Raw genomic sequence first — 13,295 nt, 5'->3', positions numbered from 1 at the left:
ACGTATCCTCGTTATCTTTCGTCGTCAGGCGGCAAGACTGCCATAATGTTCCGCCGTCGTCACTATTTGGGGTGGCACCGGAGAGAAGGGGCTGACATAATCCCTGTGCAAAAATACAGTGAGAGAACACCGTGGCAGACGATTTTTCCCCAGAAGGTCAGTTAGCACAGGCTATTCCCGGCTTTAAACCGCGCGAACCCCAACGTCAGATGGCGCATGCCGTTGCGCACGCTATCGACAAGGCGCAGCCGCTGGTCGTGGAGGCCGGTACCGGTACGGGGAAAACGTATGCTTACCTCGCTCCTGCGCTGCGGGCGAAAAAGAAGGTGATCATCTCTACGGGATCAAAAGCGCTCCAGGATCAGCTCTACAGCCGCGATTTACCCACGGTGGCGAAAGCGCTGAAATACAAAGGGCGTCTGGCCTTGCTGAAAGGGCGTTCTAACTACCTGTGTCTGGAGCGTCTTGAACAGCAGGCGCTGGCGGGCGGCGACCTGCCGGTACAAACCCTGAGCGATGTGATCGTCCTGCGCGCCTGGGCCAACCAGACGGAGGAGGGGGACATCAGCACCTGCGCGAGCGTGCCGGAAGACTCCCCGGCCTGGCCGCTGGTGACCAGCACCAATGACAACTGCCTCGGCAGCGACTGCCCGCTGTATAAAGACTGTTTTGTGGTGAAAGCGCGTAAAACCGCGATGGACGCCGACGTGGTGGTGGTGAACCATCACCTGTTTCTTGCGGATATGGTGGTCAAGGACAGTGGTTTCGGCGAGCTGATCCCGGAGGCGGAGGTGATGATCTTCGATGAAGCCCATCAGCTACCGGACATCGCCAGCCAGTATTTTGGGCAGTCGCTTTCCAGTCGTCAGCTTCAGGATCTGGCGAAAGATATTACCATTGCCTATCGCACCGAACTCAAAGATACCCAGCAGTTGCAGAAGTGCGCGGACCGCCTGGCGCAATGCGCACAGGACTTCCGCTTACAGCTTGGCGAGCCGGGCTATCGCGGCAACCTGCGCGAACTGCTCGCAGACAAAAATATCCAGCGCGCGCTGCTGCTGCTCGATGATGCCCTTGAACTCTGTTACGACGTGGCGAAACTGTCCCTCGGACGTTCAGCGCTGCTGGACGCCGCCTTCGAGCGCGCCACGCTTTACCGTGGGCGGCTGAAGCGGCTGAAAGAGATCAACCAGCCGGGCTACAGCTACTGGTACGAATGTACCTCGCGCCACTTCACCCTGGCGCTCACGCCGCTGACCGTTGCTGATAAATTTAAAGAGGTGATGGCGCAAAAGCCCGGCACCTGGGTCTTTACCTCGGCCACGCTGTCGGTCAGTGACGATCTGCACCACTTTACCGAGCGCCTCGGCATTGAGCAGGCGGAATCCCTGCTTCTGCCGAGCCCGTTCGACTATGAGAGACAGGCGCTGCTGTGCGTGCCGCGCAATCTGCCGCTGCCTAACCAGCCGGGCGCGGCGCGACATCTGGCGGCCATGCTGAAGCCGATGATCGAGGCCAACAACGGGCGCTGCTTTATGCTCTGCACCTCACACGCCATGATGCGCGATCTGGCCGAGCAGTTCCGCGCCACCATGACGCTACCGGTGCTGTTGCAGGGGGAAACCAGTAAAGGCCAGCTGCTCCAGCAGTTTGTCAGCGCCGGTAATGCCCTGCTGGTGGCGACCAGTAGTTTCTGGGAAGGGGTAGACGTGCGCGGCGACACGCTCTCGCTGGTGATTATCGATAAGCTGCCGTTCACATCGCCGGACGATCCGCTTCTGAAAGCGCGCATGGAGGACTGCCGTCTGCGCGGGGGCGATCCGTTCGACGACGTCCAGCTGCCGGACGCGGTCATCACGCTTAAACAGGGGGTAGGGCGACTGATCCGCGACGTCACCGATCGCGGGGTGCTGGTGATCTGCGACAACCGCCTGGTGATGCGTCCCTACGGCGCGACCTTCCTCGCCAGCCTGCCGCCCGCGCCGCGCACGCGGGATATTAAACGCGCGGTCCGCTTCCTGGCGAACCCGACGGCGGAGTAATTCTTCCCGGAGTGTGTTAAGATGCGCGCCATTTTGTGACTGACCATTGCGAGAGCGCGACGACTGATGCGAATTCTGGCTATTGATACCGCGACAGAGGCCTGTTCCGTTGCCCTGTGGAACGACGGTACGATTTTTGCTCATTTCGAAGAGTGCCCACGGGAACACACCCAACGTATTCTGCCCCTGGTAAAAACCATTTTAACCGAGGGCAACACCGCCCTGACTGACCTCGACGCGCTGGCCTACGGCCGTGGTCCGGGCAGCTTTACGGGCGTACGTATCGGGATTGGCATTGCGCAGGGGCTGGCGCTGGGCGCTGACCTGCCGATGATCGGCGTCTCCACGCTTGCGACCATGGCCCAGGGAGCATGGCGCATGACCGGCGCCACCCGCGTGCTGGCTGCGATTGATGCCCGCATGGGGGAAGTCTACTGGGCGGAGTACACCCGTGACGAAAACGGCGTCTGGCACGGCGAAGAGACGGAAGCGGTGCTTAAACCTGAAGCCGTCACCGGGCGCCTGAAACAGCTCTCCGGTGAGTGGGCGACGGTCGGAACCGGCTGGGCGGCGTGGCCGGAGATGGCGAAGGACACCGGCCTTACGCTGGTGGACGGTAACATGCTCCTGCCCGCCGCCGAAGATATGCTGCCGATTGCCTGTCAGCTGCTTGCCGCAGGAAAAACCGTGGCGGTTGAACACGCTGAACCGGTTTATTTACGAAACACCGTCGCGTGGAAGAAACTTCCTGGCCGCGAGTGAATCTCAGTAACAGGAACTGAGAAAAAGGAGTCGCATCATGGCGGTTCAGACTAAAGTTGTACGCTTTTTTATGGCAGGCGCGGTTGCCATAGCACTGAGCGGGTGCGTCACCGTTCCTGATGCGATCAAGGGCACCAGCCCGACGCCACAGCAGGATCTGGTACGCGTGATGAATGCCCCGGAGCTGTATGTCGGGCAGGAAGCACGGTTTGGCGGCAAGGTGGTTGAAGTGCTAAACCAGCAGGGGAAAACCCGGCTGGAGATTGCCACCGTTCCACTGGACGACGGCGCGCGGCCTGTTCTGGGTGAAGCGTCGCGCGGGCGGATCTACGCTGACGTCAGCGGCTTCCTCGATCCGGTAGATTTCCGCGGGCAGCTGGTGACCGTCGTTGGGCCGATTACCGGTTCGGTGGCGGGGAAAATCGGCCATACGCCATACAAATTTATGACCATGCAGGTGAACGGCTACAAACGCTGGCGTATCGCCCAGCAGGTGGTGATGCCGCCACAGCCAATCGATCCGTGGATGTGGGGACCGCATCCGTATCGTTACGGCTACGGTGGCTGGGGGTGGTACAATCCAGGCCCTGCACAGGTTCAAACAATAGTAACTGAGTAAGTTACTGTTATTGCTAGGAAAGAGACAGCGGCTCAGCCGCTGTCTCTGTTTTTTTACGGATAAAACGAAAAAAAAGAGTGACGCGCTTCGCAACCTGCAATCTGAACAATTAATAAACTGGTACGCTGAGTTAATATAATGTTAACAAACTGTTTATTATCGGGGCTGTGATGACGACGAACACTCATTTCAGAGGTGATGCATTGAAAAAGGTTTGGCTTAACCGTTATCCCGCGGATGTCCCTGCGGAGATCAATCCTGACCGTTATCAATCCCTGATTGAATTATTTGAACACTCGGTACGGCGCTACGCTGACCAGCCCGCGTTCGTGAATATGGGCGAAGTGATGACCTTCCGTAAGCTGGAAGAGCGCAGCCGGGCGTTTGCGGCCTATTTACAGGAAGGGTTGGGCTTGCAGAAAGGGGATCGCGTCGCGCTGATGATGCCAAACCTGCTGCAATACCCGGTGGCGCTGTTCGGCATCCTCAGGGCAGGGATGATCGTGGTTAACGTTAACCCGCTCTATACCCCGCGCGAGCTGGAACATCAGTTGAATGACAGCGGCGCGGCGGCGATTGTGATTGTCTCCAACTTTGCCCACACGCTGGAAAAAGTCGTTGAAAAAACTCAGGTTAAGCACGTCATCCTGACGCGCATGGGTGACCAGCTCTCTACCGCGAAAGGTACGCTGGTCAACTTTGTCGTTAAATACGTTAAGCGGCTGGTGCCGAAATACCACCTGCCGGATGCCATCTCCTTCCGCCGCGCCCTGCATGCGGGCTACCGGATGCAATACGTAAAGCCGGAGATCGTGTCCGAGGATCTGGCCTTCCTGCAATACACGGGCGGCACCACCGGCGTGGCGAAAGGGGCGATGCTGACCCACCGTAACATGCTGGCGAACCTTGAGCAGGTTAACGCCACCTACGGGCCGCTGCTGCACCCGGGCAAGGAGCTGGTGATCACCGCGCTTCCGCTGTATCACATTTTTGCGCTGACCATGAACTGCCTGCTGTTTATCGAGCTTGGCGGTCAAAACGTATTGATCACCAACCCGCGCGATATCCCGGGGCTGGTCAAAGAGCTGGCGAAATACCCGTTCACCGCCATGACCGGCGTGAACACCCTGTTTAACGCGCTGCTTAACAATAAAGAGTTCCAGCAGCTCGATTTCTCCACGCTGCACCTCTCCGCGGGCGGCGGGATGCCGGTTCAGCAGGCTGTTGCCGAGCGCTGGGTGAAACTCACCGGGCAGTATCTGCTGGAAGGCTATGGCCTGACGGAGTGCGCCCCGCTGGTCAGCGTTAACCCGCATGACATCGACTACCACAGCGGCAGTATCGGTCTGCCGGTCCCGTCGACGGAAGCAAAACTGGTGGATGATGAGGATAACGAAGTGCCTCACGGTGAGCCAGGGGAGCTGTGTGTCAGAGGGCCGCAGGTGATGCTGGGCTACTGGCAACGTCCGGATGCCACGGATGAGATCATCAAAGACGGCTGGCTGCACACGGGCGACATCGCGGTGATGGATGACGAAGGCTTCCTGCGCATCGTCGATCGCAAGAAAGACATGATCCTGGTGTCAGGGTTTAACGTCTATCCGAACGAAATCGAAGACGTGGTGATGCAGCACAGCGGCGTGCTGGAAGTGGCGGCGGTGGGCGTTCCTTCCGGCAGCAGCGGTGAAGCGGTGAAGATATTTGTGGTCAAGAAAGATCCTTCTCTGACCGAGGATGCGCTGATAACGTTCTGTCGCCGTCAGCTGACGGGCTATAAAGTGCCGAAGCTGGTGGAATTCCGGGATGAGCTGCCGAAATCCAACGTCGGGAAGATATTACGACGAGAATTACGTGACGAAGCCCGTGCCAAAGTGGACAATAAGGCCTGAGCTTCACGTTAATCGCCCAGACGCCGGTTAAGCCGGCGTTTTTTATGGGCGCAAACAAAAGAGAGTCCGATTTGAATTACCAGATGATCACTACCAACGACGAGCTGGCTTCGCTGTGCGAGGTGACGCGTGAATTTCCCGCTATCGCCCTGGATACGGAATTTGTCCGCACCCGAACGTACTATCCGCAGCTGGGTCTGATTCAGATGTATGACGGCAAACACGTGTCATTGATTGACCCCCTCGGCATTACCGACTGGGCGCCAATGCGCGAGCTGTTGCTGGATACCGCCGTGACCAAATATCTGCACGCGGGCAGTGAAGATCTGGAAGTCTTTCTCAACACTTTTGGCATCATGCCGCAGCCGCTGATTGATACCCAGATCCTCGCGGCGTTCAGCGGTCGTCCGCTCTCCTGGGGCTTCGCCGCGATGGTGGAAGAGTACACCGGTCTGACGCTGGATAAGAGCGAATCGCGTACCGACTGGCTCGCGCGTCCCCTAACGGCGCGTCAGCTTGAATACGCCGCGGCAGACGTCTTTTACCTTCTTCCAATTGCCGGCCAGCTTATGAAAGAGGCTGAGGCGTCCGGCTGGCTGTCTGCCGCACTGGACGAGTGCCGCATGACGCAGCAGCGTCGTCAGGAAGTGGTTGATCCGAAAGAGGCCTGGCGTGACATCACCAACGCCTGGCAGCTGCGCACCCGCCAGCTGGCCTGTCTGCAACTGCTGGCTGACTGGCGTCTGCGTAAAGCACGTGAGCGCGATCTGGCGGTTAACTTCGTGGTGCGTGAAGAACACCTGTGGGCGGTGGCGCGCTATATGCCGGGTAGCCTTGGCGAACTGGACAGCATTGGCCTTTCCGGGAGTGAGATCCGTTTCCACGGTAAAACGCTGCTCGCGCTGGTAGAGAAAGCTCAGCAGCTGCCGGAGGACGCACTGCCAGAACCACTGCTTAACCTGATGGATATGCCGGGCTACCGCAAGGCATTCAAAGATATCAAAGCGCTGGTGCAGACGGTGGCGGGGGAAAGCAAACTGAGTGCCGAACTGCTGGCTTCACGTCGTCAGATTAACCAGCTGCTGAACTGGCACTGGAAGTTGAAACCGCAAAATGGTTTACCGGAGCTGGTCGCCGGATGGCGGGGGGAACTGATGGCCGAACGCCTGAATACCCTGCTGGAAGGGTATCCGCGCTAAAGAATTGTAGCCCCGGTAAGCGCAGCGCCACCGGGGAAATTGCCGGGTGGCGCGATGCTTGCCCGGCCTACAAAACCACAACCGGATTAACGCGACTCTTCCGCTTCCGGAAGCGTGACGTTCAGCTCCAGAATCGAAATATCCCCGTCTTTTTGCTCCAGCTGAACGGTGACCATTTCCGGGTCAATCTGCACGTATTTGCAGATCACTTCCAGAATGTCTTTGCGCAGCTGCGGCAGGTAGTGCGGTTCGGCGTCGCTACGACGACGTTCCGCCACAATGATTTGCAGACGTTCTTTTGCGATGTTGGCGGTGCTTTTTTTCCGCGAGAGAAAAAAGTCCAGTAATGCCATAACTTATCCTCCGAACAGGCGTTTGAGGAAACCTTTCTTCTCTTCTTCAATGAAGCGGAAAGGACGTTCTTCTCCCAGCAGACGGTCAACGGTATCCGCATACGCTTTACCCGCGTCTGCCTGTGTATCCAGGATCACGGGCTCGCCCTGGTTAGAGGCGCGCAACACGGACTGATCTTCCGGGATCACGCCAACCAGTTTGATGCGCAGGATCTCCAGCACGTCTTCCATGCTCAGCATGTCACCTTTGTTCACCCGGCCCGGGTTGTAGCGGGTCAGCAGCAGGTGCTCTTTGATTGGCTCCTGGCCATTTTCCGCGCGACGGGATTTCGAGGCCAGAATGCCGAGAATACGATCGGAATCACGTACTGACGAGACCTCCGGGTTGGTGGTGATGATGGCTTCATCCGCGAAGTAGAGCGCCATCAGCGCGCCGGTTTCGATACCGGCCGGGGAGTCGCAGACCACGAAGTCGAACTCCATCTTTTTCAGATCGTCGAGCACCTTTTCCACGCCTTCGCGGGTCAGGGCGTCTTTATCACGGGTCTGGGATGCCGGAAGAATGTAGAGGTTCTCGGTACGCTTATCTTTAATCAGCGCCTGGTTAAGGGTGGCATCGCCCTGAATGACGTTCACGAAGTCATACACCACGCGACGCTCGCAACCCATGATCAGGTCCAGGTTACGCAGACCGATATCGAAGTCGATTACGACGGTTTTCTTTCCCTTCTGGGCCAAACCAGTAGCGATGGCCGCGCTGGAGGTGGTCTTGCCAACGCCTCCTTTACCCGAAGTCACAACAATAATGCGTGCCATAGAAATTCCTTGTTAAAAGGGATCAATTTAACGGTTGAACGGTCAAAGCGTTATCTGCCAGTTGCAGACGGGCCGCTTTGCCATAAAATTCGGCTGGGATTTTATCGCTCAGCCAATATTCACCTGCGATAGACACCAGTTCTGCCGTCAGGTGAGTACAAAAAATTTGTGCTTCTCGATCGCCGCTGGCGCCCGCAAGCGCACGTCCACGCATCATACCGTAAACGTGAATATTGCCATCTGCAATCAGTTCAGCGCCCGCACTGACGTGGCTTGTAACAATCAGATCACAGTTTGGCGCATAAATGCGCTGACCGGAACGAACCGGCAGATCAATCAATCGCGTTTTTGTGACTGGGGCTACATTTTGCGCCGGAGGCGGGGGAGCGGGAACGGTTGCAGGCGTTGCACGTGGGGCTTTTTCTTTGCCCTCGTTTAACAAGGGCAAACCCGCGCGTTCAATTTCGGCTTTTAACTCTGCGTCTTTGCAGCCGCTAATGCCCACGATGCGCAACCCCGTGGAGGCGACGGCCTGCTGGAGCCGCTTCCAGTTAACCGGCCCCTCAAGGTCGCTTACATTGACGACGACAGGAGCATGCTTAAGAAAAGCGGGAGCCTGCGCGATTTTGTCTTCTAACGCCTGACGAATAACCTCGGGTTTTGCATCATGCAAATGAACCACTGATAAGGTGAAGCTACTGCCTTTAAGCTCGATGGGCGTATTTGACATCCTGGCCTTACTCAATTTGCTATTAACCGCAACACATCGCCGCGATATTCCGAAGAGTATCAGGCATGTTATAGTCAGGAGTATATTGAGGCAAGCAACCACCCGTTAATTCAGAGTAAAAACATGTTTTGTGTGATCTACAGAAGTACCAGCCGCGACCAGACCTACCTTTATGTCGAAAAGAAAGACGATTTTTCCCGCGTGCCTGAAGAATTAATGAAAAGCTTTGGCCGACCGCAGCTGGCGATGCTGCTGCCGCTGGACGGCCGTAAGAAGCTGGTGAACGCCGATCTGGAGAAAGTCAAAAAGGCGTTAACCGAGCAGGGCTATTATTTACAGCTTCCGCCGCCACCGGAGAATTTATTAAAACAGCATCTTGAGGTGAGCGGAAAGAAATAAGCCCGGGTCCTTCCGGGAACAACTCATCAACCGATTAGGGGTCGACCATGTATCAACATCATAACTGGCAAGGTGCATTACTGGATTATCCCGTCAGCAAAGTGGTCTGCGTGGGCAGCAACTATGCAAAACATATTCAGGAGATGGGCAGCGCCGTGCCGGAAGAGCCGGTTCTGTTTATTAAGCCAGAAACCGCACTGTGCGATATTCGCCAGCCGCTGGTTCTGCCGCAGGGACTGGGCTCGGTGCATCATGAAGTGGAGCTGGCGGTGCTGATCGGCGCGACGCTGCGCCAGGCGACCGAAGAGCATGTAGAGAAAGCGATTGCGGGTTACGGTGTCGCGCTTGACCTGACGCTGCGTGATGTTCAGGGCAAAATGAAGAAAGCGGGGCAGCCGTGGGAAAAAGCGAAGGGTTTTGATAATTCATGCCCGATTTCCGGTTTCATTCCGGTGAGTGAATTTACCGACGATCCGCAGAACACGCCGCTCAGCCTGAAGGTCAACGGCGAGATCCGCCAGCAGGGAACGACCGCTGACATGATCCATAAGATCGTTCCGCTGATTGCCTACATGAGCCGCTTCTTCACCCTGAAACCTGGCGACGTGATCCTCACCGGCACTCCGGAAGGTGTGGGGCCGCTGCTTAGCGGCGACGAACTGGATGTCAGTTTTAACGGCCTGTCGCTGAAAACCCGCGTGCTGTAAAAGCACCTTGCCGCCTGAAAAGGGCGGCAAAACTTGCATCAACGTGCCAGACTCGTTATAAGGTGCGCTCTATTTTGACGTGTGGACATCCCGATGAACGACATTCCTTTCTGGCAAAGCAAAACTCTCGACGACATGACCGACGCGGAGTGGGAATCGTTGTGTGACGGCTGCGGGCAGTGCTGCCTGCATAAGCTGATGGATGAAGATTCGGACGAGATCTATTTCACCAACGTAGCCTGCAAGCAGTTAAACATCAAAACCTGCCAGTGCCGCAACTATGAGCGCCGTTTCGAATATGAGCCGGACTGCATCAAGTTAACCCGTGAAAATCTACCGACCTTTGAGTGGCTGCCGCATACCTGCGCGTATCGCCTGCTGGCGGAAGGGAAAGATCTGCCCACATGGCATCCGCTGTTGACGGGGTCGAAAGCGGCGATGCACGGCGAACGTATTTCCGTGCGCCACATTGCGGTGAAAGAGTCCGAGGTGCGGGACTGGGAAGACCACATTATGAATCACCCTAATCGGTGATAATAAAAAACCCGCCGAGGCGGGTTTTTTATTGTTCACAATTGTGTCGAGTGGCGCTGCGCTTACCCGACCTGCAAAACTGACGTTGCCGTTCTGCTTTTACCTTCCAAAAAGATCGCGTTTCTTTGGTTTGAACGGCTGGGCAATCAGCACCAGCAGCGCCACCACAAAGTAGGCGACAAAAATGCCCACCAGCCACTGCGGCATCTCCAGCGTCAGGAATTCCCACTGGCGTACAGAGCAGTCACCGGAGGCCACAAACACCTGCGGCAGCCATTTATCCAGCGGCAGCCAGCTCGGGAAGCGGGCGGCAAAATCGCAGGTCATAAACGGCGACGGGTGAAGCTGCATTTGGGTGTGCTCCCAGGCAAGCGCAATGCCTTTCCCGGCGCTGTACAGCCAGATGGCAATTGCCGCATAGCGTAACGGTGATTTGGGTGCAATCGCACCTACCAGACCCGCGCCCATAATGCCGAACAGCGCACAACGCTCATAAATACACAGTACGCAAGGTTTCAGCCCCATCACATGCTGAAACCACAGCGCGACCATTTCCAGCGCAAAGGCGGTCAGGGCCATCAACAACCACGCTCCGCGACCGCGTGAGCACTGGTTCAAAAATCGCAACATAATCATTTCCCTGGAACATGCTTAGACAGCGCAGTGTAAACGAATTTTAATGCGCCGCAAGTATACCTGCTTGCAATAACCATTGCGTACAGGGAACGAGAGTAATTTTGATGCACAGTAAACCAACCAGGGTAAGCACCAGCGTATACGGCAGCGCCATCCAGACCATTCTTCCATAAGAAAGTCGTATGAGTGGCGCCAGCGCCGAGGTCAGCAGGAAGAGGAATGCCGCCTGACCGTTCGGGGTTGCCACGGAGGGGAGGTTGGTTCCGGTGTTGATCGCCACCGCCAGCAGCTCGAACTGTTCACTGCTGACAATCCCTTGCTCCATCGCGGCTTTGGCCTCATTGATGTATACCGTCCCGACAAAGACGTTATCGGATATAGAGGACAACAGACCGTTAAACAAATAGAACAGCGTTAGCTGCGAATCTGGCGTGGCCTGAAGCACAAACGCGATGATCGGCGCGAACAGATGTTGGTCAATAATCACCGCCACGACGGCAAAAAACACCGCCAGCAGGGCGGTAAACGGCAGCGCTTCGGTAAAGGCTTTTCCGATAGCATGTTCGTCCGTAACGCCGCCCAGGCTGGTTGCAAGGATAATTACCGACAGGCCAATCAGCCCCACCTCGGCAAGGTGGAAGGCCAGCGCAGCGATAAGCCACACGCCGATGAAGCCCTGTGCAATCAGGCGCAGCGTCTCCTGGCGCGTGCGTTGTTTGCGGCTCTGCTCGTCAAACTTATGCAGCTCCTGGCGGACCTGATCGGGCAACGTCGCGCCATACCCAAAGAGGTTGAATTTTTCGACCAGCACACAGGTGGCTAACCCGCAGACCAGCACGGGTACGCTGACCGGCGCCATGCGCAGGAAAAATTCGCCAAAATGCCACTCAGCTGCTTTGGCGATAATCAGGTTTTGCGGCTCCCCGACCATGGTCATCACGCCGCCCAGCGCCGTCCCCACGCCTGCATGCATCATCAGGCTGCGCAGAAATGCGCGGAACTGTTCCAGCACATCGCGGTTGTGCGCCTCAACGTGGCTGTCGTCCTGCAAGTTATCGCCAGGACGAGACGAGGCCACCCGGTGGTAAATCCCGTAAAAGCCGACGGCGACGCTGATCACTACCGCCACGACCGTCAGCGCATCCAGGAAGGCAGAGAGGAAGGCTGCGGCGAGGCAAAACGCCAGCGAGAGCAGCGTTTTCGACGGAATGCTCAGCAGCAAACGGGTGAAGATAAACAGCAGAAGCTGCTTCATAAAGTAGATCCCCGCCACCATGAAGATCAGCAGCAGCAGGACTTCAAGATTCGACGCTATCTCGTTTTTAACATGCTCCGCGCTGGTCATTCCAATGACCACGGCTTCCAGCGCCAGCAGCCCGCCGGGCAACAGCGGATAGCACTTCAGCGCCATCGCCAGGGTAAAGATAAACTCGGCGACCAACATCCACCCGGCAACGAAGGGATCCAGCAAAAAGATAACGGGATTAACGACCAGGAATACCAGTAAAGTGAGTTTGTACCAGTCAGGTGACTGACCTAAAAAGTTGCGCCACAGCGCGCGCCCAAATGAAATTTCCACGACAGACGTCCTTTCCCCGTCAAATAAGACAAGACATCAGTATACGCAAAAATGGCGGCAGAGCGGGGGATTAAGCCATTTGTAAATTTCATAAAAATGAAACGGCGATCCCTCTTTTCTGTCTCTGCTGCGCTATCTGCCTCTGCACGCCTCTGGTATGATGAGTGTAATTTGCTAAAGCTGTGTAATGGAAATCTCACTATGGTCATTAAGGCGCAGAGCCCGGCGGGTTTCGCGGAAGAGTACATCATTGAAAGCATCTGGAATAATCGTTTCCCTGCGGGATCAATTCTACCTGCTGAACGCGAACTCTCTGAACTGATTGGCGTCACCCGTACCACGCTGCGAGAAGTGCTCCAGCGTCTGGCGCGCGATGGCTGGTTGACGATACAGCATGGCAAACCCACTAAAGTGAATAACTTCTGGGAAACGTCCGGGCTGAACATTCTGGAAACGCTGGCGCGTCTCGATCACGAAAGCGTACCGCAGCTGATTGATAATCTGCTTTCCGTGCGCACCAACATCGCCACCATTTTCATCCGCACCGCGTTTCGCCAGCACCCTGAAGATGCGCTGAAGGTACTTGCTACCGCCAATGAGGTGGAAGACCACGCGGATGCCTTTGCGACCCTGGATTACAACGTGTTCCGTGGTCTGGCGTTTGCTTCCGGCAATCCGGTTTACGGTCTGATCCTGAATGGAATGAAAGGGTTATATACGCGCATTGGTCGTCACTACTTTGCTAACCCTGAAGCCCGCAGTCTGGCGCTCGGCTTCTATCATAAACTGAGCAAACTCTGCACCGAAGGGCTGCACGATCAGGTCTATGAAACCGTGCGTCGTTACGGCCACGACTCCGGTGAAATCTGGCACCGGATGCAGAAAACGCTGCCGGGTGATTTAGCGATTCAGGGCCGGTAAAAGAAAAAACCTCTCGATTGAGAGGTTTTTTTTCGCCGGGTGGCGGCTTCGCCTGACCGGGCCTATAGGTCCCGTAGGCCCGGTAAGCGTAGCGCAACCGGGCAAAAAA

The 13,295-nt window shown here is 56.5% G+C and carries 14 protein-coding genes; 9 read left to right on the top strand and 5 right to left on the bottom strand.

The window, feature by feature from the left end:
• Positions 1–131 precede the first annotated feature (131 nt).
• The 5 genes from ACOTXD_RS13695 (at position 132) to rnd (ending at position 6,511) form a co-directional block, all read left to right on the top strand.
• A complete protein-coding gene (locus ACOTXD_RS13695; RefSeq protein WP_061856483.1) occupies positions 132–2,042 on the top strand; it encodes an ATP-dependent DNA helicase in 1,911 nt (636 codons plus the stop codon).
• Between the two features lie 66 nt (positions 2,043–2,108).
• On the top strand, positions 2,109–2,804 hold the full coding sequence (gene tsaB, locus ACOTXD_RS13690; protein ID WP_045332149.1) for a tRNA (adenosine(37)-N6)-threonylcarbamoyltransferase complex dimerization subunit type 1 TsaB: 696 nt from the start codon (positions 2,109–2,111) through the stop codon (positions 2,802–2,804).
• A 37-nt stretch (positions 2,805–2,841) separates the two neighbouring features.
• The gene (locus ACOTXD_RS13685) at positions 2,842–3,423 is read left to right on the top strand and encodes a Slp family lipoprotein (protein ID WP_058656359.1); all 582 of its coding nucleotides are present in this window, start codon (positions 2,842–2,844) and stop codon (positions 3,421–3,423) included.
• A gap of 203 nt (positions 3,424–3,626) precedes the next feature.
• Positions 3,627–5,312: a long-chain-fatty-acid--CoA ligase FadD gene (gene fadD / locus ACOTXD_RS13680; RefSeq protein ID WP_003859933.1), complete on the top strand. Its 1,686-nt coding sequence runs from the start codon at positions 3,627–3,629 to the stop codon at positions 5,310–5,312.
• An 83-nt stretch (positions 5,313–5,395) separates the two neighbouring features.
• Positions 5,396–6,511: a ribonuclease D gene (gene rnd / locus ACOTXD_RS13675; protein WP_122959317.1), complete on the top strand. Its 1,116-nt coding sequence runs from the start codon at positions 5,396–5,398 to the stop codon at positions 6,509–6,511.
• 86 nt (positions 6,512–6,597) lie between these two features.
• Here rnd and minE read toward each other — a convergent pair whose 3' ends face one another.
• Genes minE through minC form a run of 3 tightly spaced genes read right to left on the bottom strand, consistent with a single transcriptional unit; the run spans position 6,598 to position 8,410 of the window.
• Positions 6,598–6,864 carry a cell division topological specificity factor MinE gene (minE, locus tag ACOTXD_RS13670; protein ID WP_003859937.1) on the bottom strand — a complete coding sequence of 89 codons (267 nt, stop codon included), beginning with the start codon at positions 6,862–6,864 and terminating at the stop codon, positions 6,598–6,600.
• A gap of 3 nt (positions 6,865–6,867) precedes the next feature.
• Positions 6,868–7,680, bottom strand: a complete 813-nt coding sequence (gene minD / locus ACOTXD_RS13665) for a septum site-determining protein MinD (RefSeq protein ID WP_003859938.1) — start codon at positions 7,678–7,680, stop codon at positions 6,868–6,870.
• A 22-nt stretch (positions 7,681–7,702) separates the two neighbouring features.
• Complete coding sequence (gene minC, locus ACOTXD_RS13660; protein ID WP_017384318.1) at positions 7,703–8,410, bottom strand: septum site-determining protein MinC; 708 nt, start codon at positions 8,408–8,410, stop codon at positions 7,703–7,705.
• A gap of 123 nt (positions 8,411–8,533) precedes the next feature.
• Here minC and ACOTXD_RS13655 point away from each other — a divergent pair, with 123 nt between their 5' ends.
• The 3 genes from ACOTXD_RS13655 (at position 8,534) to ACOTXD_RS13645 (ending at position 10,050) form a co-directional block, all read left to right on the top strand.
• Positions 8,534–8,809 carry a YcgL domain-containing protein gene (locus tag ACOTXD_RS13655; protein ID WP_006810982.1) on the top strand — a complete coding sequence of 92 codons (276 nt, stop codon included), beginning with the start codon at positions 8,534–8,536 and terminating at the stop codon, positions 8,807–8,809.
• A gap of 47 nt (positions 8,810–8,856) precedes the next feature.
• Positions 8,857–9,516 (top strand): fumarylacetoacetate hydrolase family protein, encoded by a 660-nt coding sequence (locus ACOTXD_RS13650; RefSeq protein ID WP_003859945.1) that lies wholly within the window; start codon positions 8,857–8,859, stop codon positions 9,514–9,516.
• A gap of 93 nt (positions 9,517–9,609) precedes the next feature.
• Positions 9,610–10,050: a YcgN family cysteine cluster protein gene (locus ACOTXD_RS13645; protein ID WP_015570314.1), complete on the top strand. Its 441-nt coding sequence runs from the start codon at positions 9,610–9,612 to the stop codon at positions 10,048–10,050.
• 99 nt (positions 10,051–10,149) lie between these two features.
• Here the strand turns inward: ACOTXD_RS13645 and dsbB are convergent, their stop codons facing one another.
• On the bottom strand, positions 10,150–10,680 hold the full coding sequence (gene dsbB / locus ACOTXD_RS13640) for a disulfide bond formation protein DsbB (RefSeq protein WP_017693268.1): 531 nt from the start codon (positions 10,678–10,680) through the stop codon (positions 10,150–10,152).
• Between the two features lie 46 nt (positions 10,681–10,726).
• The gene (gene nhaB / locus ACOTXD_RS13635) at positions 10,727–12,265 is read right to left on the bottom strand and encodes a Na(+)/H(+) antiporter NhaB (RefSeq protein ID WP_023314322.1); all 1,539 of its coding nucleotides are present in this window, start codon (positions 12,263–12,265) and stop codon (positions 10,727–10,729) included.
• A 201-nt stretch (positions 12,266–12,466) separates the two neighbouring features.
• On the opposite strand from nhaB, the gene fadR reads away from it, so the two are divergent.
• Positions 12,467–13,186, top strand: a complete 720-nt coding sequence (gene fadR / locus ACOTXD_RS13630; protein WP_003859951.1) for a fatty acid metabolism transcriptional regulator FadR — start codon at positions 12,467–12,469, stop codon at positions 13,184–13,186.
• Positions 13,187–13,295 lie beyond the last annotated feature (109 nt).

It is taken from the genome of Enterobacter cloacae complex sp. CDL013, assembly GCF_049238805.1.
GTDB classification, from domain to species: domain Bacteria; phylum Pseudomonadota; class Gammaproteobacteria; order Enterobacterales; family Enterobacteriaceae; genus Enterobacter; species Enterobacter hormaechei_C.
Note: the sequence above shows the minus strand (reverse complement) of the source record. Positions and strands in the feature narration are given on the sequence as shown.